Below are 19,001 nucleotides of genomic sequence, written 5' to 3'. Positions count from 1 at the left end.
CCGTTCGGTCCCGCGGCCTTCTACCTGAAGGGCGTGGCGCCACCGGAGATCAGCCTCAAGGACATCTTCGTCTCGGTGCTGCCCTTTATCGCCCTGCAGCTATGCGTACTCGCGGCGCTTCTGGTGTGGCCCGAGATGGCCATGTGGCTAGTCAACTAGGTCTGAACCCTGACGGCGAAGGGCGGCAACAGCCGCCCTTCGCTTTATCATGGGGCTGAGTTTTCCTTCTTTTCGACTTCGAGGACTTTGCGATGAACGACGCTCAACGTCGCGTGCTGGACGCTGCCATGGCCGAGACGCCGCTGGTGGCGATCCTGCGTGGTATCACGCCGGACGAGATCGAGCCGGTCTGTCACGCCCTGGTCGAGGCCGGTTTCCGGCTGATCGAGATTCCGCTCAACTCGCCTGAGCCCTGGGTCAGCATCGAGCGCGCCGTGGCCTGTTGTCCCGACGACGTCTTGATCGGTGCCGGCACGGTGCTCGACGAAGACGATACCGCTCGGCTTGCCGAGCTCGGGGCGCCGTTGATGATCACCCCCAACACGGAGGCCGAGCTGGTGGCGCTGGGCGCCGAGCGTGGGCTTGCGCCGATGATCGGCTGCATGACCCCGACCGAAGCCTTGGCCGCGGCGCGGGCAGGGGCGACGGCACTCAAGCTGTTCCCGGCGGCACGCCTGGGTACCGGCTACTTCAAGGACATCAGTGCGATCCTGCCCAAGGGCCTGCCGGTGCTGGCGGTGGGCGGTATCAATCGCTCCAACATGGCCGAGTGGCATGCCGTCGGCATCGCCGGCTTCGGTTTCGGCAGCAACCTCTACAAGCCCGGACGCAGCGCCGTCGAGGTGGGGGAGATCGCACGCGAGCTGGTGGCCGAATGGCAGCGTCTGGCGGCTGACCAGGCAGGCCAGCAAGGGGGTGGCGCATGAGCCGGCGGCTGATCGCCATTGACTGGGGAACCAGCAACTTTCGGGCCTTTCTGGTGGACCGCGACAGCGGCGAGTGTCTCGATAGCGTGCGCTCGGATGCCGGGCTCAAGTCGTTGAGCACGGACGAATTCCCGCATTACTGCGAGGCCCAGGTCGGGGCCTGGCGAAAGGGCGGTGAAGTGCCGGTCTACCTGTCGGGCATGGTCGGCTCGGCGCGGGGCTGGAGCGAAGCACCGCAGCTCGAGGTGCCGCGTTCGGCCACCGACCTGGCCGACAATGTCGTAGCGGCGCCGGGGCTGGACAACGCCTGGATCGTGCCTGGCCTCAAGGTGGTGCGCGAGGATCACGTCGACGTGATGCGCGGCGAGGAGATCCAGGCCTTCGGTGCACTGGCGCTGCTGGGCTTGTCCGCCGGGGTCTGCTGTCTGCCGGGCACCCACAGCAAGTGGGCCCGTCTGGAAGGAGAGCGGCTGATCGACTTCTCCACGGTGATGACCGGCGAGCTCTATCATGCGGTGCGGTTTCATACCCTGCCGGGAGAGCCGGCCAGGGGCAGCGACGCCCACGACGCCGATGGCTTTGCCCAGGGGCTGGCGGCGGCGGACCATCCGGCGGGCTTGATGCACGCCCTGTTCGAAGGCCGAAGCCGCCACCTGTACGCAGGACTTGGCGCCCACCAGGTGGGCAGTTTTCTGTCCGGGGTGCTGATCGGTGCCGAGGTGCTGGCCCAGCGCGAGCATCTGCTGGACCACCAGGGCGCGGTGGTACTGGTCGGCTCGTCCAGTCTCAATCCGCTCTACCGCCAGGCGCTGGAGCGCCAGGGCATTCGCGTCGAGGAAGTCGACAGCGACAACGCCACCCTGGCCGGGCTGGTTGCCTTGGCTGAACGCCACCGCGCGGGCTGATTGACTGGGCCAGGTCACCAGGGCTGAATTACCCAGGCCTCGTCACCCAAGCCTAGTCACCAGTGTCTTGATCATCGGCGTCATGTCATCAGCGATGATATCTGCACGCCAGCGGTGGGGAGGCGAGGCCGAAGCCTGGGAGGTGGCCCAAATGGGCCATCACAGGCATCAAGGACCGGTGACCGATGCAGTTTCGGGACGGTCCTTGATGTCCGCTGGTGCTTGATGCCTATCTAGACTGCTTTCAGGTGCCAGGTGCCAGGTGCCAGGTGCCAGGTGCCAGGTGCCAGGTGCCAGGTTTCAGGTACCAAGAACCAGGCGATTACCAGGTACGGCGTGGCCATATCAAGGCGCGGCCGCCAGGATTCAGGACGGGCGGAACTCGCCACTGGCGGTGGAGGACAGACCGTCAAAGGCACCATGACCGACAAAGGTCATGTCGTTGAAATCCAGCACGTAGCGCAGCGCCAGCTGTTGCTCCTCGAGTCCGTAGACGAAGATCCGGTGCTCATCGACCGGGGTCGCCAGGTAGGCGGAGCTGATGTCCTGAGCTTTCTGGGACGGTGAATTGCCGCCCAGGCGATGGCGCATGCGGGTGGCATTCTCGAAGACGACGCCCCAGGTGGTGCCGTCACAGTTGAATTCAAACGTCTTGCCTACCATTGGATCTGTCATGGGAGCCTCCTGTCTGCTGATATCGACGCGCTGGCCAACTGTACTGACTCATCAGTAACGTGCCGTCCGATAACGTGCTGACGAGTTACGTACTGACCAGCGACGCGCTGATGTCGACGTTCCGTTGTCGACGGCCGGTTGTTGCCGCGATTTGCCGGGATGCGGTTAACGCTGTTCGCCGTCGGTGCTGGTGGTCGACCAGAGTTGCAACATGACGACTTGGTGACAATTCTACGGACTTCATTACTGCTGCGTGGGCGAGAAACTTTGCCTTCGCGCTATCACCGATAAAAAAGCTGACAGCAGCCTGTCAGGAAAGGGCGACTCCGAGGTCGGGTCTCACTGCGACAGGTCGTTCAGCGCTGGCATTCAGGACTATCGACGGCTCGCCAGCTGTGCCAGGAAGTTATCGATGATGGCATCGGGGGTCATCTGGATATCGCAACGGATGGCCTCGTCATCACCTGGCATTTCCAGGGTGGCGAGCTGACTCTTGAGCATATGCTCGCCGGCGAAGAAGTGCTGTCCACGGCTGTTCAGCCGCTCCAGCAGGACCTCGTAGCTGCCATGCAGATAAAGAATCTCAAGCGCGGGTGCTCCTTCACGCAGCAGGTTACGGTACTGGCGCTTGAGCGCCGAGCAGCCGATGACAAGCGATTGTCCCTGCTGCTGATGCTCCCGGTAGAGCCCTGCCAGGGTGGCAAGCCAGCCCTGCCGATCCTCGTCGGTGAGCGGTTCTCCGCGGGACATCTTGGCGATGTTTTCGGGGCTGTGATGGTCATCACCGTCGATAAACAACGCGCCGGTTCGTTCGGCCAGCAGTTTGCCGATATACGATTTTCCCGAACCGGACACGCCCATGACGAGCAGGCAAGAAGGAGAGGAAAGGCCGCAGGATCGAGACGATGTTGTCATAGGTGGCGCCGAAAATTGTCTGCAAGATGGAAGCGTTATCCTAGCATTTTCACCTTGAGAATTCTCGGCGCCGGGCGTCTCGATACCGTTGTCGAAAGCGCTGTCGATACCGGTGTCGAAAGCGCTATGCGAACCAGCGCTGTATCAGCGATAGCCGCTCATCAGTTCGCGAATCAGGGGGCTGTCGGCGTCACGCAGGGTCGGCAGTTCGAAGCGTGCCCTGGCGATGGCGGTACGCGACAGTTCGGCGCAGATCAGGGTCTCGCGATCTTCGGCCTCGGCCAGGCTCTCGCCGCGTGGCCCGAGGATGCGCGATCCGCCCCAGAAATGGCTGTCGCCTTCGGGTCCATAGCGGTTGGCCATCAACACCGGCGTGCCATAGGTCATGGCGTAGAAGCGCACGTTGAGTGCCCAGTTTTCCTCGTTGGAAAAGTCCTCGGAGACGATGCCGGAGGCCGAATTGATCGGTGCACACAGTACCGTCGGCCGTGCCAGCAGGGCGGCATGCACCAGCGCCGGATTCCACAGGTCGGCGCAGATCATCGAGGTGGTGCTCCAGCCGGGGCGCACCGCCACCTCGGTCAGCCTGGCGCCATGGCTGAACCACTTGCCTTCCTCGAGTCCGCCGTAGGTGGGCAGGTTGAGCTTGCGATGCACCGCCGCGATGCGACCGTCCTGGAGGATCGCCAGGGCGTTGTAGATCTCGCCGGGGCTCGCTTCCTCGACGAAGCCGACGATGACCTGCATGCCGGCGGCCGCCTTGGCCAGCTGGACCAGCCGCGGGTCTTCCGATGGCATGGCCACCTCCAGCACCCGCGGGCCCAGGCCATAACCGGTCAATGAGAGCTCGGGAAAGACCAGCAATTCCACGCCACGACGGCGGGCGTCATGAATCACGTCGAGGTGATGGGCGAGATTGGCCTCGACGTCACCAAGGCGCGCGTTGATCTGGGCGCAGGCGACCTGTAGCTGGTCCTGATGCTGCTTGGCCTGATGCTGCATTGCTGGAATTCCTGAGGGTGGGGGCAGGGCGCCACAAGGTGCCGCAATTTGCCCGGCGGATCAACGTTCCTCACTGCTGTCGCTGTTGTCTCTGCTGCGCCCGGGCGTTGCGTCGCGGGGGGTACCGCTTTCCTGGGGCGGCTGCAGCTTGCGCTTGAGCAGGCGAAAGCCAATCCAGTGGATGACGGCAAGCCCGACGAGGACCGCGGCGATAAGGAGATAGAAGCGAGTGTCCATAGAAGGGGCTCCGTTTGAGGCCCCGGACCGCCCGGGGCCGAAAAAATGCCTGACAGCAACATCTTCTATACGTCAAAAAGACAGACGGCGAGGCGACCTGGGTCAAGCGCCGACGAAACCAGGCGCTTGTCAGACGAGCCCTAGGCGCTGTCCGAAAAGTCGACGAGCGAAGGTTAGACAAGGCAAAAATCGGTGAGAAAGCGCAGCTTACGGGGTGTAAATGAGCATTTTGATCCGATTTTTAACGCCGTATTACCGAGCGCAGGCACTTTTCAGACAAGCCCTAACGACCTCCGGCGGGGTCGATAAAGGACCCCGTGACATAGGAGGCCGCGTCGGACAGCAGCCAGACGATGGCCTCGGCGACCTCTTCCGGGCGACCGGCACGCCCCAGCGGACAGCCCGGCCCGAGTTCAGCCAGCCGCTCCGGTCGACCCGCCCGGGCATGGATATCGGTCTCGATCAGCCCTGGACGTACGGCATTGACGCGAATGCCACGGGGGCCCAGTTCCTTGCTCAAGCCGATGGTCAGGGTATCCAGTGCGCCCTTGCTGGCGGCGTAGTCGACGTACTCGTTGGGTGAGCCCAGGCGAGAGGCCATGGAGCTGACGTTGACCAGGGCGCCATGGTCGACCAGAGCGCGCGCGGCTTCCCGGGCGACCAGCAGGGCGCCGAGCACATTGGTATCGACCACCTGACGCAGGCGCTCCACTGACATATCCGCCAGTGCCATGGAGGGCGCCACGATACCGGCGTTGTTGACCACCCCGGTGATCGGGCCCAGACGTTGTCGCGTGCTGGCAAACAGCGCCATCACCTGGGCCTCCTCGACCACGTCGGCCTGAAGGGCAATGGCGCCGTCTTCGCCGGTCAGCGCCTGACAGGCTGCCAGGGTGTCCCGGGCGGCAGCGTCATCGCTGCGGTAGCTGAAGGCGACTCGCGCACCGGCACGGGCGCAGGCCAGGGCGGTGGCGCGGCCGATGCCGCGGGAGCCGCCGGTGATCAAGATGACGTCGGAAGGGGCGAAAGGCATGGCGAATCCTCGGGTAGCGGTCTCATCTGCCTATCCTTGGCGCTTTCACTGCGCTTGTCACCCTTGCCACCTTTGTCACCCATGGCACCTTTGTCACCCTAGCCACCTCCCGTCATGTTCGACGCCCTGGGCTCACGCGTTCAAGGTTGTCCCAGCAACCTCAGCAGATCGCCGATGGGGCGTGTTTCCAGGGTGCCGACGACCTCCTCGATCTCATTGGCGCGTGCGCCCAGCACCGGGCTTGCCAGGGCCTGAAACTTGGCCGCGATCTCGTCATCGCTCAGCGGATTGTGAGGATTGCCGCGGGCTTCCATGGCAGGGCTTTGAATACGGCGGCCATCGCGCAGGTGCAGCGTAGCGCTGGCCCAGCGCTCGGCCGGAAAGCGTGCGTTGTATTCATCGCATTCGGTGATCGTCACCCGCCGTGACAGCGCCACGAGATCGTCGTCGCCGAGATCCCTGCTGATGGCGGCGACGTCGATGGTGCCTCGATCGAGGGCGCAGGCGACCGACCAGGGCAGGCTGTACTGGGCCTGTTCGGTCGTGGTCGGGGCGACGGTGTGCAGGCGCCTGGCTTCGTGGAAGGTGGTGATCTCGATGCGTTCGATGTTCTCCACCTGGCGTTCGGCGGCGGGTATGGCGAGTACCGCCTCCACCGCCGGCTGGGCCCAGCGGCATACCGGATAGGCCTTGAAGTACTGCTGTGACAGGTAGTCGCGCCGTCCCAGATCGCCCCAAACTGCGGATTGCTGCTCATCGCACAGGGTCACCGCCGGGGCTCCGGTGAAGCCGTCCTCGGCCAGCAGCGTGGCCGCGACGCCGGCCTGGGCACCCCAGCCGGAGCCATCCTTGAGCATGGTGGGGTGATCGATGCAGCGCATCATCTGGCTGCGCGGGCCATAGAATTCGGCGATGCCGAGGGCGTGTTCCAGCTGGGCCGGGGCGAGGCCCTTGAGGCGCGCGGTCACCGCTGCCACGCCGAGGGCATTCCAGGCCCCTGAGGTGTGGTAGTCGGGGCTCGAGGCGTGCAGCGCGATGCCGGCCCGGGTGGCGATCTCGTAGCCCATCGCCAGCAGGCCGAGAAAATCCCTGCCGCTGACCTGCTCGATCTCGGGCAGCGCCAGCAGTCCCGGCAGGATGGCGACGCCGGCGTGGCCCTTGGTCAGCACCTGGCCGTCGTGGGCGTCGAGTGCATCGATCAGCCAGGCGCCGTGCAGGGCGACGCCGGTAGCGGACGCCGTTGATGACGCGAACAGCAAGGGGCGATCCCCCGCGTGCTGCACCCTGACGTAGCGCCGTGCGTGCTCGGCCAGGGCAGTGTCGGTGGCGCCGGCGGCGACGCCGATCAGGTCGATCAGGCAGCGCTTGGCGTGGTGGCACTGAGCGTCATCGAGGCGGTCGAGGGGAGACGTGAGGATCCAGTGGATGACGTCCCGGGAAGTGCTCATGGGGAGGTCCTTTGTCGAACAGGGGAGCAGCAAGGGAGGAGGTGGGGCGACCGGTTGTGCTGGTTGAGTGCCCGGTTGCCGCACGCTGGCGAGCTAGGGCTTGTCTGAAAAGTGCCTGCGCTCGGTAATACGGCGTTAAAAATCGGATCAACATGCTCATTTACACCCCGTAAACTGCGCTTTCTCACCGATTTTTGCCTTGTCTAACCTTCGCTCGTCGACTTTTCGGACAGCGCCTAAGAAAAAGGCCCCCGAACGGGGGCCTTGAAGGGTCACAGCAGGTCGTTGTCCTCGAGGAAGGACTCGGCGACGTCCTCGATGGTCTCGCGCTCGACGTCCACTCGGGCGTTGAGGCTCGCCATGGTGTCGTCATCGAGCAGCGCCGACAGCGCGTTCATCTGCTCTGCGAGTTCCGGGTTGGCGTCCAGGGTGTCCTGGCGGACCACCGGGGTCAGGGCGTAGGCCGGGAAGAAGCCCTGGTCGTCTTCGAGGATCTGGAAGTCGAAGGCCGGCACACGACCGTCGGTGGCAAACACCAGGCCGATATCGACCTGGCCGTCGCGCAGCGCCTGATAGACCAGGCCGGAGTCCATGCGCTTGACGGCGCCACGCTCGACGCGGAAGTCGTAGGCGCGCTGCAGCGGACGCCAGCCGTCTTCGCGGGCGTAGAACTCGGCGTTCATGGCAAAGGCAAGCTCTTCACCGTCATTCACCGCAGACGCCAGGTCGGACAGCGTACTGATGCCCGTTTCCTCCACGCTTTCGGCGCGCATGGCCAGGGCGTAGGTGTTGTTGGCGGCGGAAGGCTCGAGCCACACCAGGCCCTTCTCGCCGTCCAGTTCCTTGACGCGCTGGTAGGTCTCGTCGGCGGACAGCGATTCGGTGACGTCGTTGTAGTTGATCAGCGAGGTGCCGGTGTACTCCCAGTAGAGGTCGATCTGGCCGTTTTCCTGAGCCTGGCGCAGCACCGCCGAGCCCATGCCGGCGCGGGTGTCGACGTCGTAGCCGAGCCCGTCCAGATACTGGGTGGTCATGCTGGCCAGTAGTTGCTGCTCGGTGAAGTTCTTGCCACCGATCACGATCTCGTCGGCACTGGCGGTAGCCGTAGCGGTAAACAGGGCCAGGCCGGTCAGGGTGGTCATCAGGGTCTTCATGCGAATATCTCCTTGCAGGGTGTCGTTGTTGGAAAGCCCAGGTGTTCAGGCCCGCGCCGGATTGACGCCGCGCGGCACCACGATGAAGGCCACGCCGGCCACCAGGGCGTCCACCAGGATCGCCAGCAGGGCGGTGGGGATGGCCCCGGACAGCATCATGATCGGATCGTAGAGATCGATGCCGGTGAAGATCAGCTCACCCAGTCCGCCTGCGCCGATCAAAAAGGCCAGGGGCACCGTGCCGACGTTGATGGTCAGGGCGGTACGGATACCGGCAAAGATGACGTAAAGGGCATTGGGCAGTTCCACCTTGAAAAGGCGCTGGGTCGGTGACATGCCAATCCCGGCAGCGGCCTCCTTGAGCGCCGGCGAGACGCCCTTGAGTCCGGCGTAGGTGTTGCGCGCGATGGGCAGCAGGGTGGCCACGAACAGGCCAAACACCGCCGGCACGGTACCGATGCCGAGAAAGCTCATGGACAGCGCCAGCACCGCCAGGGTGGGGATGGTGGTGCCGACGTTGAGCACCTGCATCATCGATTCCGCGGCCTTGGCCATGCTCGGGCGCGACAGCCACACCCCCAGCGGGATCGCGACCAGGATCGCCAGGCTGCCCGACAGCAAGGTCAGCCACAGGTGCTGGACCACCAGATACTGGACGTCGGGCAGGTACCACAGGAAGTCATCGATGGCGCCGCTGGCCTGGGCCCATACCCCGAGCAGGAAGATGACAATCAGGGCAAGGACGAGTCCGGCGCTTTTCAGGCTTCGAATCAGCATCGGCTCACTCCTTGGGCTCGGCGGCCACGGCGGACGTCTCGCGCTGCTTGGTACGGAAGCGGGCGCCCAGGTGGTGGGTCATGGCGCGTTGGGTGATCTGCCCGCAGACGCGGCCCTCCTCGTCGACGCAGGGCAGCCAGGTGATGTCCTGGGCGAACATCAGCGAGGCCACCTTGCGCAGGTCGTCGTCGAGACTCACCGTGGCCGGCACGTTCTGGAAGTGGTCGCGGCAGTAGCCCTTGGTGGTGCGGGCCAGGGAGCGGCTGATCAGGCCCACCGGCTGGCGCTTGTCGTTGATCATCAGGATCGAATTCTGGTAGCCGAAGTCGTCGATGCGTGCGAGCGCCGTGGTCAGGGTGTCCTCCGGCTTGACGGTACCGATCTCATCGCTGACCACTTCGGCGACCTTGACCAGATTCAGCCGCTTGAGCGCGCGGTCCTCGCCCAGGAAGGACTCGACGAAGGCATTCTTCGGCGCCGCCAGCAGGTCGTCGGGGGACGAATACTGCACCAGCTTGCCCTCACGGAAGACCGCGACCCGATCCCCCATCTTGATCGCCTCGTCGATATCGTGGCTGACGAACATGATGGTCTTCTTCAGGTCCTGCTGCATCTTCAGGAATTCATCCTGGATCACCGCCCGGTTGATCGGGTCGATGGCGCCGAAGGGCTCGTCCATCAGCATCACGGGGGGATCGGCGGCCAGTGCCCGGGCCACACCGATACGCTGCTGTTGACCACCGGACAGCTCGGACGGATAGCGCTTGAGAAAGGCGTCGGGTTCCAGCGCGATCATGCGCATCAGCTCGCGGGCACGCTCCTTGTAGCGCGCCTTGTCCCAGCCCAGCAGCTTGGGCACCACCGCGATGTTCTCCTCGATGGTCATGTTGGGGAACAGGCCGATCTGCTGGATGACGTAGCCGATGTTGCGGCGCAGGTCCTGGGTGTCCATGCCGGTGGTGTCATCGCCATTGATGAACACCTTGCCGGAGGAGGGCTTCACGATCCGGTTGATCATCTTGAGGGTGGTGGTCTTGCCGCAGCCGGAGGGGCCGAGCAGGATGCAGATCTCGCCGCTGGGGACCTCCATGTTGATGTGGTCGGCGGCGACGACCGCGCCCTTGGGCGTATCGAAGACCTTGGTCAGGTTTTCCAGACGAATCATGAGCAAATCCTTGTATGCAAGTCGGCGTCGGCGAGCTCCGGGTCGTCGATGGGCGTCGACGGTGCCGCTGTCGAGGCGGCGGCTCACCTGTTGTCGTATCGACGTTCCGGCTGCGCTCGGGCGGTGTGGCGTACAGGACGCCAGCCGCCGCAGCGGCATTTCCGCGACGTTGCCGGAACACAAATGATCAGGCGGCGTTGGCGGCGCCTTCCATGCCCTTGGGCGTGAAGCGCTTCTGCACCGCCAGCAGGCCGTAGTCGACGATGATCGCCAGCAGGCTGACCGCCACCGCGCCGACGATCAGCTGGCGCGGGTCGGACTGGGAGATACCACGGCTGATAAAGGTGCCGAGACCGCCAGCGCCGATATAGGCGGCGATCGCCATGACGCCGATATTGAGCACCACGGCGGTGCGCACCCCGGCCATGATCACCGGCACCGCCAGCGGGATCTCGACCATCCGCAGGCGTTGCCGGTGGCTCATGCCGATGCCACGGGCAGCCTCGCGCAGGGCCGGGTCGACGTTGTTGATGGCGGTGTAGGTGTTACGAATGATCGGTAATTGGGAGTACAGCAGCACCGCGATCACCGCCGGCAGGTAGCCGATGCCCTGACCGATCAGCGACAGCACCGGAATCATGATCCCGAACAGCGCGATGGAGGGCACGGTGACGATGATCGACGCGGCGTAGAGCACCGCCTGGGCGACGCGCTCGTTGCGGGTGATGGCGATGCCGATGGGCACCCCGGTGAGGGTGGCGATGCCGACGGCAACGCCCACCAGCGAGATGTGCTCGAGGGTCCGGGACAACAGCAGGTCGGCGTTGTCCAGGGCGTACTGAATCAGTTCCAAGGCAATAGCTCCTGTCGAGGCCTCGCGGCGGGGTGAGTCGGGCCTGTGAACGACCCTGGGCCAGGACACACGCCATCGGCTCGGCCTGACAAGAGGCGAGGCGTTGCGTTCACTGGCCGTTGATACGGCACAAGCTTAGCAGAATGAAGTATCTATTTGGTTTGATCATGAATGACGATCTGCAATGACGGGAATTGATGGATCTGATGCTTGGGGGTGAGGCTGTCAACCCGGACGCATAGTTAAAGTAAATGAGAATGATTGGTTTTATTGTGTCTATCGGCGGCGATCGTGCCGAGAACGTGAGGGCTATCGACGTGATAGATGTGTGCCGCTCTTCACATGGAGGTTATACAGGACTAAAATGGTCCCCAATCGAAGCAGGGGCTGAGCCCTGCACCGACGAGGGGAACTCCCCGAGGAGATGGGCATGCTGAAGCTTTCCCGGTTGACGGACTATGCGGCGGTGGTGATGGCACAGATCGCACGTCACCCCCAGCAGCCGCACGCCGCCGGAGAGCTCGCCGAAGCGGTGCAGTTGCCTCACCCCACGGTGAGCAAGACGCTGAAGATGCTGGTGCGCGCGGGACTGCTGGTGTCCCGGCGCGGCGCCCAGGGTGGCTACTACCTGGCGCGTCCTGCCTCGGAGATCACCGCCAGCGACATCATCGCGGCCATCGAAGGGCCGGTGGCGGTGACCGAATGCAGCCACGCCGATGGCGAATGCGACCTGGCCTCCACCTGCGGGGTGGCCGACAACTGGCAGCGAGTGTCGCTGGCGATCCGCGAACTGCTCGACAGCATCACCCTGGCGCACCTGGCCGACAGTGCGCCGCTGAAGCTGCCGATTCGCCTGCCGATCCAGAGCATCAGCCTGGCGGCGGAAGCCTGACCAGCGCCTCATCGACATCGACTTCATTACCCTGGGCGGGTAACGCCCGCCGACCGAACCGTCCGGGAGGGGACACATCATGGCAAGTCAGGAAATGGAACAGCTCGTCCGTCGCGAATATAAAGAAGGATTCGTGACCGACATCGAGAGCGACACGATCCCGCCGGGGCTGGATGAAGACACCATCGCCTTCATCTCCAAGAAGAAGGGTGAGCCGCAGTGGATGCTCGATTGGCGCCTGGACGCCTACCGTCAGTGGCTGAAGATGACCGCGCCGTCCTGGGCCCATCTGGACTATCCGCCCATCGACTATCAGGCGATCTCGTATTTCAGCGCGCCCAAGCGTGAGGAAGACAAGCCCCAGAGCCTCGACGAGGTGGACCCCAAGCTGCTCGAAACCTACGAGAAGCTGGGCATCCCGCTGCATGAGCGTGCGGCCCTGGCTGGCGTCGCCGTGGACGCGGTGTTCGACTCGGTGTCGGTGACCACCACCTTCAAGGACAAGCTGGCCGAGGCCGGCGTGATCTTCTGCTCCATCTCCGAGGCGATCCGCGACTATCCGGAGCTGGTCAAGCAGTACCTGGGTACCGTGGTGCCGACCAGCGACAACTACTTTGCCGCGCTCAACTCGGCGGTGTTCACCGACGGCTCGTTTGTGTTCGTGCCGGAAGGCGTGACCTGCCCGATGGAGCTGTCCACCTACTTCCGCATCAACGCCGCCAACACCGGCCAGTTCGAGCGCACCCTGATCGTGTGCGAGAAGAAGGCCCAGGTGTCCTACCTGGAAGGCTGCACCGCACCGATGCGTGACGAGAACCAGCTGCACGCCGCGGTGGTGGAACTGGTGGCGCTGGAAGACGCCAGCATCAAGTACTCCACGGTGCAGAACTGGTATCCGGGTGACGAGGACGGCAAGGGCGGCATCTACAACTTCGTCACCAAGCGTGGCGACTGCCGTGGCGACCGTTCCCACATCAGCTGGACCCAGGTCGAGACCGGCTCTGCCATCACCTGGAAGTACCCGTCCTGCATCCTGCGTGGCAAGGACTCCATCGGCGAGTTCTACTCGGTGGCGGTGACCAACGGTCGCCAGCAGGCCGATACCGGCACCAAGATGATCCACCTGGGCGAGGGCTCCAAGTCCACCATCGTCTCCAAGGGTATCTCCGCCGGGCGTTCCAACCAGTCCTATCGTGGTCTGGTCAAGGTCGGCCCGCGGGCCAAGGGTGCGCGCAACTTTACCCAGTGTGATTCGCTGCTGATCGGCGATACCTGCGGTGCCCACACCTTCCCGTACCAGGAGATCGGCAACTCGACGGCCACGGTGGAGCACGAGGCGACCACCTCCAAGATCGGCGAGGACCAGCTGTTCTACTGCCAGAGCCGCGGTATCTCCGAGGAAGACGCGGTCAACATGATCGTCAACGGCTTCTGCAAGGACGTCTTCCAGGAGCTGCCGATGGAGTTTGCGGTCGAGGCAGAGGCGCTGCTCAACGTGACGCTCGAAGGCGCGGTGGGCTGACCCCCGGCGCTACATTCCACCCTTATTCGTTTTTCTCCCGCCGCCCGGCGCGGCGGGCATCGCAAAGGTGTCTACATGCTCGAAGTCAAGGATCTCCACGTCACCGTCGAGGGCTCTGAAATCCTCAAGGGTCTGACCCTGTCCATCCAGCCTGGCGAAGTGCACGCCATCATGGGTCCCAATGGCGCCGGCAAGTCGACCCTGTCCGCCGTCATCGCGGGCAAGGACGGCTACGAGGTGACCGCGGGCTCGATCACCTTCGAGGGCAAGGATGTCCTCGAGATGGAGATTGAAGAGCGCGCCCAGGCCGGTCTGCTGCTGGGCTTTCAGTACCCGGTGGAAATCCCGGGGGTCAAGAACATCTACCTGCTCAAGGCGGCGCTCAACGCCCAGCGCGAGGCGCGCGGCGAGGGCGAGATTCCGGCACCCGAGTTCATGAAGCTGATCAAGGAAAAGGTGTCCTTCATGAAGATGGACAACAGCTTCCTGCAGCGTGCCGTCAATGAAGGCTTCTCCGGCGGCGAGAAGAAGCGTAACGAGATCCTGCAGATGCTGGTGCTGCAGCCCAAGCTCGCGATGCTCGACGAGATCGACTCCGGCCTCGACATCGACGCCATGAAGGTGGTGGCCGATGGGGTCAACTCGCTGCGCAGTGAAGATCGCGGCATCCTGCTGGTGACCCACTACCAGCGCCTGCTCGACTACATCGTGCCCGACCACGTCCACGTGCTGGTGAACGGCCGGATCGTCAAGAGCGGCGGCGCAGAGCTTGCCCATGAACTCGAATCCCGTGGCTACGACTGGGTCGTAGAGGAGCCCGCTGCATGAGTGATGTGCAACGCTTTCTCGATCGTCTGAACGAGCGCAGCGAGGCGCGCCGCGGCGAACCCACCTGGATCGCCGCACGGCGCCAGGCCGGTGCGGCCCGCTTCGAGGCGATGGGCTTTCCCGATCGCCGCGTCGAAGAGTGGAAGTACACCGACGTGCGCGCCATCAGTCGCACCGACTTCCAGCTCACAGGCTCTGCCGAGTTTTCCCAGGCCAGCGCCGCTGCCCTGACGCTGCCGCTGGACGCCCACCGTCTGACCTTCGTCGACGGCGTCTTTTCCAGCGCCCTGTCGGACCTGTCCGAGCTGCCGGGTGGCGTGCAGGTGCAGCCGCTGTCCCAGGCCCTGGAAGAGAACCATGAGGCCGTCGGCGGCCCGCTGGGGCGCCTGACCGGGGTCGAATTCTCGGCCTTCTCGGCGCTCAACACCGCCTTCTTCGAGGAGGGCGCGCTGGTGCGCCTGGCGCCCGGCACCGTGGTCGACAAGCCCATCGTGCTGCAGTTCCTGTCCCGGGCCAACGAGGCGCCGGTGATGAGCCACCCGCGTATCCTGATCGAGGCGGGCGGACGCAGCCAGGCCACCGTGATCGAACACCATGTGGGTGAAGAGGGCGCCGCCAACTTCACCAACCTGGTGGAAGAGGTGATGCTCGATCGTGGCGCCAACCTGACCCACTACAAGCTGGTGGAGTCGCCCGAGCAGGACCTGCACGTGGCCAGTATCCACGTGGAGCAGTGCCGCGACGCTCAGTTCACCTCCTTCAACATCACCCTCGGTGGTGGACTGGTGCGCAACGACCTGGTCAGCGACCTCAATGGCCAGGGCGCCGAGGTGACCTTCAATGGTCTGTTCTACGGCCAGAATCGCCAGCATGTAGACAACCACACCCTGGCCAACCACAACGCGCCCCACACCTTCTCCCACGAGAACTACAAGGGCATCCTCGATGACCGCGCCCACGGCGTGTTCAACGGCAAGGTGATCGTCAAGCGCGACAGCCAGAAGATCGAGGCCGACCAGAGCAACGCCAACCTGCTGCTCTCCGATCGCGCCCAGATCGACACCAAGCCCGAGCTCGAGATCTACGCCGACGACGTCAAGTGTTCCCACGGCGCCACCACCGGTCAGCTCGACGAGGAAGCGGTGTTTGCCCTGCGTACCCGCGGGCTGGACGAGGCCACCGCACGTGGACTGCTGACCCTGGCCTTCGCCGGTGAGGTGATGGACCAGGTGAACCTGGACGCGGTGTCCGAGCGGGTCGAGCTGACCGTGGCCGGCAAGCTGCCCGAGCGCTTCCACCTGGCCGGTCTGGTGGAAGCCGCCGTGGCCCTCAACGAGGACTGAGCATGACCCACTTCAGCGATCTGCTGCTCGATGTGGCGAGGGTGCGCAAGGACTTCCCGATCCTCGATCGGGAGGTCCACGGCAAGCCCCTGGTCTATCTGGACAACGCCGCCACCAGCCAGACGCCACGTCAGGTGATCGAGGTGTTCGATCACTACTACAGCCAGATGAATGCCAATATCCATCGTGGCCTTCACACCCTGGCCGACGAGGCCACGGCGGCCTTCGAGGGCACCCGTGAGACCGTGCGTGCCTTTGTGAACGCCGCGAGCACCCGCGAGATCGTGTTCACCCGTGGCACCACCGAGGCGATCAACCTGGTGGCCCAGAGCTGGGGGCGCGCCAACCTCGGTCCCGGTGACGAGGTGCTGATCTCCCAGCTCGAACATCACTCCAATATCGTGCCCTGGCAGCTGCTGGCGGCCGAGCGCGGCTTCACCATCAAGGTGATCCCGGTGGATGAGCGTGGCGCGCTGGATCAGGACGCCTACCGTGACCTGATCGGCGAGCGCACCCGGCTGGTGGCGGTCAATCACGTCTCCAACGCCCTCGGTACCATCAACCCGGTGGCCGAGATGGCTCGGGTCGCCCATCAGCACGATGCGCTGATTCTGGTGGATGGCGCCCAGGCGGCACCCCATGAGCCGATCGATGTTCAGGCCATCGGTGCCGACTTCTACGCATTTTCGGGGCACAAGGTCTATGGTCCCACCGGCGCCGGCGTGCTCTACGGCCGCGAGGCGCTGCTCGAGGCCATGCCGCCCTGGCAGGGTGGCGGCGAGATGATCGCCACGGTGTCCTTCGAGACGCCGACCACCTTTGCCGCCATTCCCCACAAGTTCGAGGCGGGCACGCCGGCCATCGCCGAAGTGATCGCCCTGGGCCGTGCCATCGAATGGGTCAACTCGATCGGCCTTGAGCACATCAGCGCCTGGGAGCATCGCCTGCTCGAGCACGCCACCGAAAGCGTGGCGGCGGTGGATGGCCTTCGCGTGCTGGGCACCGCGCCGGACAAGGCAGGCGTCTTGTCCTTCGTGGTCGACGGCGTGCATAGCCAGGATATCGGTCTGCTGATCGACCAGCTCGGCGTGGCGATTCGTACCGGCCACCACTGCGCCCAGCCGCTGCTGGCCCAGTTCGGCGTCGATGCCACCTGTCGCGCTTCCTTTGCGGCCTACAACACCCCGGAGGAAGTCGACGTGCTGGTCGAGAGCCTCCAGCGGGTGATCAGCATGCTGCGCTGAAGCAGCAGGGCGGCTCGGGGCGGCGCGTGCCGCCTCGAGCCCTGGTTGGCAAGGGAGTCATTCGGCGTACCCGCCTAAGGAATTGCATGAGCGAACACGATCAGATTGCTCAACTGAGCAAGGGCCAGCAACTGCCGTTGCAGCGGGACGTGGAGGTCATCTCCATTCCCTTCGGCAAGACGGTGACGCTTGACGAGGACAGCATCGTCTCGGTGATGCAGGCCAAGGGCAGCACCCTGAGTGTTGCCTACGAGGGACGTCTGTACCTGATCGAGGGATCCAACCTGGACGCGGTGGGCCTCGAGCCGATGCCACGCCCGACACTGGACCCCGAGGCCGACGATGCGGCGATCGAGGCGTTTGTCTGGGATCAGCTCAGGACTTGTTTCGATCCCGAGATCCCGGTCAATATCGTCGATCTGGGACTGGTATACGGTTGTCGTATCGAGCGCCTGATCAGTGGTGAGCGCATCGTCACCATTCGCATGACCCTGACCGCCCCCGGTTGTGGCATGGGCGATGTGATCGCGGCGGATGCGCGCAACAAGATTCTGGGAGCACCGCAGATTTCCAAGGTGCATACCGAGATCGTCTTCGATCCCCCCTGGAGTCGTGAGATGATGAGCGACGAGGCCAAGCTGGAACTTGGCATGTTCTGACCCGGCCCTCTCTGGCCCGCGCAGCGGGTCCTGACCTCCGCTGTCAATTGGAATCGTCATGCGCGAGCCGCTGTTCACGATGTTTCGTCGCCTGCTGCTGTGTCTCGGTAGCCTGGTCCTGTTGCTCGCCCTGGCCTTCGTCGCGGCCAACGCCTGGGTGGTGGCCACCACCCGCGATCGCATCGCTCCTCGCCTCGTCGAATGCCGCCCCCACCAGGTCGGCATCGTCTTCGGCACCTCCCACTGGACCCGCAGCGGTACCCGCAATCCCCACTTCGAAGGGCGCATGATCGCCGCCGCCCGGTTGATGAACGAGGGACGTCTGCGCCACCTGCTGGTGTCCGGTGACAATGCCACCCGCTACTACAACGAGCCGGTGACCATGTGGCGCGATCTCAAGGCGCGTGGCGTGCGCGAGGTCGACATGACGCTGGACTACGCCGGTTTCAGCACCTTCGATACCCTGGCCAGGGCCCGCGACGTGTTCGAAGTGGAGCGCGCGCTATTGATTACCCAGGACTGGCACCTGCCGCGGGCGCTGTTCATCGCTGATGCCCTGGGACTTGAGGTCGAGGGCTGCCCGGCGCCCGAGAGGGAGGGTTCTCGCTGGCTGATCCTGCGGGAGTGGGTGGCCCGGGTGGCGACCCTGGGCGATCTCTACCTGTGGCAACGAGAGCCGCGCTTTCTTGGCCCGCTGGAGCCTTTGAAGATCGCGGCGCCGGCAGCTCGCATCGAGGCTCGAAGTCTTCACGAGATCATCGATGAGGTGTTGACCAGAGGCGACGCCAGTGCGGCGCCATTGCTGCTGCGCACGCCCGACGCCGACAAGAACTGAGAGCGGCCCCTTTACCCAGGCATCCGCTTCACCAATAAAAACGCCTTGCCGGCAGAGCCTGGCAAGGCGTTTTCGTGGATTGGCGTTGTGGTCGGCGGCGTCAGCGTTTGACGGTTCGACGGCCTGCGCCACGCTTCTGGGCGGTCGACTTCTGCAGGTCGTAGAGCTCGCGAATCAGCGCGCGGCAACCCTTCCATACCTCTTCGATCACCGGCTCGATGGGGCCCGGCAAGGGATGGGTAAACAGGGTGGAGAGGGATTGCATCAGCACCCGCTCCTGCTCGAGCAGCTCGTTGATCAACACCTGTGAGTCGTTGCCGACAAAGCTCTTGAGACGACTCCACAGCCACATGTAGTCGTCGCGTTCGACGTCGGCATCACGCGGCAGCAGGTCGAGGTGTTCGCGCGCCAGCTCCTGGAGCTCGCGCATGGTCTTCTGGCGCGTCTCGAAGTGGGGCTCCAGAGCGTCGCGCAGCGAGGGTCGCAGGCGCTCGAGATTGTCCTGGAAATAGTCGACGCTGTCGGCCAGGGCCTCCAGCAGGCTGTCCATCGCCACCTGGCGATTATCGAGAAACATGCGCGTCACCT

Annotated in this window: 20 protein-coding genes and 1 pseudogene; 10 read left to right on the top strand and 11 right to left on the bottom strand. The window is 64.4% G+C overall.

The features are described 5' to 3' along the window. The 3 genes and pseudogenes from KUV74_RS20895 to KUV74_RS14800 form a co-directional block, all read left to right on the top strand. Window positions 1–159 (top strand): annotated as a pseudogene (locus tag KUV74_RS20895) (C4-dicarboxylate ABC transporter permease); the annotation flags it as partial. Between the two features lie 92 nt (window positions 160–251). After that, window positions 252–926: a 2-dehydro-3-deoxy-6-phosphogalactonate aldolase gene (locus KUV74_RS14805; RefSeq protein WP_222516707.1), complete on the top strand. Its 675-nt coding sequence runs from the start codon at window positions 252–254 to the stop codon at window positions 924–926. Next, complete coding sequence (locus tag KUV74_RS14800) at window positions 923–1,831, top strand: 2-dehydro-3-deoxygalactonokinase (RefSeq protein WP_124803965.1); 909 nt, start codon at window positions 923–925, stop codon at window positions 1,829–1,831. The genes KUV74_RS14805 and KUV74_RS14800 overlap by 4 nt, the downstream gene beginning before the upstream one ends. 366 nt (window positions 1,832–2,197) lie before the next feature. On the opposite strand, the gene KUV74_RS14795 is transcribed toward KUV74_RS14800, so the two are convergent. The 10 genes from KUV74_RS14795 to KUV74_RS14750 form a co-directional block, all read right to left on the bottom strand. Next, window positions 2,198–2,506, bottom strand: a complete 309-nt coding sequence (locus KUV74_RS14795) for a hypothetical protein (protein ID WP_045995291.1) — start codon at window positions 2,504–2,506, stop codon at window positions 2,198–2,200. 375 nt (window positions 2,507–2,881) lie between these two features. Beyond that, window positions 2,882–3,367, bottom strand: coding sequence for a gluconokinase (locus KUV74_RS14790; RefSeq protein WP_315900824.1), 486 nt, complete (start codon window positions 3,365–3,367; stop codon window positions 2,882–2,884). A gap of 198 nt (window positions 3,368–3,565) precedes the next feature. After that, complete coding sequence (locus KUV74_RS14785; protein WP_222516705.1) at window positions 3,566–4,423, bottom strand: nitrilase-related carbon-nitrogen hydrolase; 858 nt, start codon at window positions 4,421–4,423, stop codon at window positions 3,566–3,568. Between the two features lie 60 nt (window positions 4,424–4,483). After that, window positions 4,484–4,660 carry a hypothetical protein gene (locus KUV74_RS14780; protein ID WP_157033168.1) on the bottom strand — a complete coding sequence of 59 codons (177 nt, stop codon included), beginning with the start codon at window positions 4,658–4,660 and terminating at the stop codon, window positions 4,484–4,486. Window positions 4,661–4,943: 283 nt separating this feature from the next. After that, on the bottom strand, window positions 4,944–5,693 hold the full coding sequence (locus KUV74_RS14775; RefSeq protein ID WP_045995111.1) for an SDR family oxidoreductase: 750 nt from the start codon (window positions 5,691–5,693) through the stop codon (window positions 4,944–4,946). A 140-nt stretch (window positions 5,694–5,833) separates the two neighbouring features. Beyond that, the gene (locus KUV74_RS14770; RefSeq protein ID WP_222516704.1) at window positions 5,834–7,141 is read right to left on the bottom strand and encodes an MmgE/PrpD family protein; all 1,308 of its coding nucleotides are present in this window, start codon (window positions 7,139–7,141) and stop codon (window positions 5,834–5,836) included. A gap of 272 nt (window positions 7,142–7,413) precedes the next feature. After that, a complete protein-coding gene (locus KUV74_RS14765; RefSeq protein ID WP_222516703.1) occupies window positions 7,414–8,295 on the bottom strand; it encodes a glycine betaine ABC transporter substrate-binding protein in 882 nt (293 codons plus the stop codon). Window positions 8,296–8,340: 45 nt separating this feature from the next. Next, window positions 8,341–9,072 carry an ABC transporter permease gene (locus tag KUV74_RS14760; protein ID WP_222516702.1) on the bottom strand — a complete coding sequence of 244 codons (732 nt, stop codon included), beginning with the start codon at window positions 9,070–9,072 and terminating at the stop codon, window positions 8,341–8,343. A 4-nt stretch (window positions 9,073–9,076) separates the two neighbouring features. After that, window positions 9,077–10,237 carry an ABC transporter ATP-binding protein gene (locus KUV74_RS14755; protein WP_045995114.1) on the bottom strand — a complete coding sequence of 387 codons (1,161 nt, stop codon included), beginning with the start codon at window positions 10,235–10,237 and terminating at the stop codon, window positions 9,077–9,079. 187 nt (window positions 10,238–10,424) lie between these two features. Then, complete coding sequence (locus KUV74_RS14750) at window positions 10,425–11,090, bottom strand: ABC transporter permease (protein ID WP_045995115.1); 666 nt, start codon at window positions 11,088–11,090, stop codon at window positions 10,425–10,427. A gap of 430 nt (window positions 11,091–11,520) precedes the next feature. Between KUV74_RS14750 and KUV74_RS14745 the strand changes: the two genes are divergently transcribed. The 7 genes from KUV74_RS14745 (at window position 11,521) to KUV74_RS14715 (ending at window position 18,413) form a co-directional block, all read left to right on the top strand. Continuing rightward, window positions 11,521–11,982, top strand: a complete 462-nt coding sequence (locus tag KUV74_RS14745; protein ID WP_045995116.1) for an SUF system Fe-S cluster assembly regulator — start codon at window positions 11,521–11,523, stop codon at window positions 11,980–11,982. Window positions 11,983–12,061: 79 nt separating this feature from the next. Beyond that, window positions 12,062–13,504 (top strand): Fe-S cluster assembly protein SufB, encoded by a 1,443-nt coding sequence (gene sufB, locus KUV74_RS14740; protein WP_108450186.1) that lies wholly within the window; start codon window positions 12,062–12,064, stop codon window positions 13,502–13,504. Window positions 13,505–13,579: 75 nt separating this feature from the next. Continuing rightward, window positions 13,580–14,332: a Fe-S cluster assembly ATPase SufC gene (gene sufC / locus KUV74_RS14735; protein WP_045995118.1), complete on the top strand. Its 753-nt coding sequence runs from the start codon at window positions 13,580–13,582 to the stop codon at window positions 14,330–14,332. Next, complete coding sequence (gene sufD, locus KUV74_RS14730; RefSeq protein ID WP_108133009.1) at window positions 14,329–15,675, top strand: Fe-S cluster assembly protein SufD; 1,347 nt, start codon at window positions 14,329–14,331, stop codon at window positions 15,673–15,675. Before sufC ends, sufD begins: the two co-directional genes overlap by 4 nt. A gap of 2 nt (window positions 15,676–15,677) precedes the next feature. Beyond that, entirely contained in the window at window positions 15,678–16,919 is a 1,242-nt protein-coding gene (locus KUV74_RS14725) for a cysteine desulfurase (RefSeq protein WP_108133008.1), read from the top strand. Between the two features lie 86 nt (window positions 16,920–17,005). Continuing rightward, a complete protein-coding gene (gene sufT / locus KUV74_RS14720) occupies window positions 17,006–17,578 on the top strand; it encodes a putative Fe-S cluster assembly protein SufT (RefSeq protein WP_045995121.1) in 573 nt (190 codons plus the stop codon). A 58-nt stretch (window positions 17,579–17,636) separates the two neighbouring features. Continuing rightward, on the top strand, window positions 17,637–18,413 hold the full coding sequence (locus KUV74_RS14715; protein ID WP_124803951.1) for a vancomycin high temperature exclusion protein: 777 nt from the start codon (window positions 17,637–17,639) through the stop codon (window positions 18,411–18,413). Between the two features lie 100 nt (window positions 18,414–18,513). On the opposite strand, the gene KUV74_RS14710 is transcribed toward KUV74_RS14715, so the two are convergent. Next, on the bottom strand, window positions 18,514–18,990 hold the full coding sequence (locus KUV74_RS14710; RefSeq protein WP_045995122.1) for a hypothetical protein: 477 nt from the start codon (window positions 18,988–18,990) through the stop codon (window positions 18,514–18,516). Between the last annotated feature and the right edge of the window lie 11 nt (window positions 18,991–19,001).

Source organism: Halomonas sp. DP1Y21-3, assembly GCF_019801245.1.
Taxonomy (GTDB): domain Bacteria; phylum Pseudomonadota; class Gammaproteobacteria; order Pseudomonadales; family Halomonadaceae; genus Halomonas; species Halomonas litopenaei.
Note: the sequence above shows the minus strand (reverse complement) of the source record. Positions and strands in the feature narration are given on the sequence as shown.

Excerpts from the sequence above, each read along its gene's own strand:
- sufT (WP_045995121.1), top strand. The coding sequence starts at position 17,006 with ATGAGCGAACACGATCAGATTGCTCAACTGAGCAAGGGCCAGCAACTG.
- KUV74_RS14760 (WP_222516702.1), bottom strand. The coding sequence starts at position 9,072 with ATGCTGATTCGAAGCCTGAAAAGCGCCGGACTCGTCCTTGCCCTGATT.
- KUV74_RS14805 (WP_222516707.1), top strand. The coding sequence starts at position 252 with ATGAACGACGCTCAACGTCGCGTGCTGGACGCTGCCATGGCCGAGACG.
- sufD (WP_108133009.1), top strand. The coding sequence starts at position 14,329 with ATGAGTGATGTGCAACGCTTTCTCGATCGTCTGAACGAGCGCAGCGAG.
- KUV74_RS14715 (WP_124803951.1), top strand. The coding sequence starts at position 17,637 with ATGCGCGAGCCGCTGTTCACGATGTTTCGTCGCCTGCTGCTGTGTCTC.
- KUV74_RS14745 (WP_045995116.1), top strand. The coding sequence starts at position 11,521 with ATGCTGAAGCTTTCCCGGTTGACGGACTATGCGGCGGTGGTGATGGCA.
- sufC (WP_045995118.1), top strand. The coding sequence starts at position 13,580 with ATGCTCGAAGTCAAGGATCTCCACGTCACCGTCGAGGGCTCTGAAATC.
- KUV74_RS14770 (WP_222516704.1), bottom strand. The coding sequence starts at position 7,141 with ATGAGCACTTCCCGGGACGTCATCCACTGGATCCTCACGTCTCCCCTC.
- KUV74_RS14800 (WP_124803965.1), top strand. The coding sequence starts at position 923 with ATGAGCCGGCGGCTGATCGCCATTGACTGGGGAACCAGCAACTTTCGG.
- KUV74_RS14785 (WP_222516705.1), bottom strand. The coding sequence starts at position 4,423 with ATGCAGCATCAGGCCAAGCAGCATCAGGACCAGCTACAGGTCGCCTGC.
- KUV74_RS14790 (WP_315900824.1), bottom strand. The coding sequence starts at position 3,367 with ATGGGCGTGTCCGGTTCGGGAAAATCGTATATCGGCAAACTGCTGGCC.
- KUV74_RS14725 (WP_108133008.1), top strand. The coding sequence starts at position 15,678 with ATGACCCACTTCAGCGATCTGCTGCTCGATGTGGCGAGGGTGCGCAAG.
- KUV74_RS14775 (WP_045995111.1), bottom strand. The coding sequence starts at position 5,693 with ATGCCTTTCGCCCCTTCCGACGTCATCTTGATCACCGGCGGCTCCCGC.
- KUV74_RS14755 (WP_045995114.1), bottom strand. The coding sequence starts at position 10,237 with ATGATTCGTCTGGAAAACCTGACCAAGGTCTTCGATACGCCCAAGGGC.
- sufB (WP_108450186.1), top strand. The coding sequence starts at position 12,062 with ATGGCAAGTCAGGAAATGGAACAGCTCGTCCGTCGCGAATATAAAGAA.
- KUV74_RS14710 (WP_045995122.1), bottom strand. The coding sequence starts at position 18,990 with ATGTTTCTCGATAATCGCCAGGTGGCGATGGACAGCCTGCTGGAGGCC.
- KUV74_RS14780 (WP_157033168.1), bottom strand. The coding sequence starts at position 4,660 with ATGGACACTCGCTTCTATCTCCTTATCGCCGCGGTCCTCGTCGGGCTT.
- KUV74_RS14795 (WP_045995291.1), bottom strand. The coding sequence starts at position 2,506 with ATGACAGATCCAATGGTAGGCAAGACGTTTGAATTCAACTGTGACGGC.
- KUV74_RS14765 (WP_222516703.1), bottom strand. The coding sequence starts at position 8,295 with ATGAAGACCCTGATGACCACCCTGACCGGCCTGGCCCTGTTTACCGCT.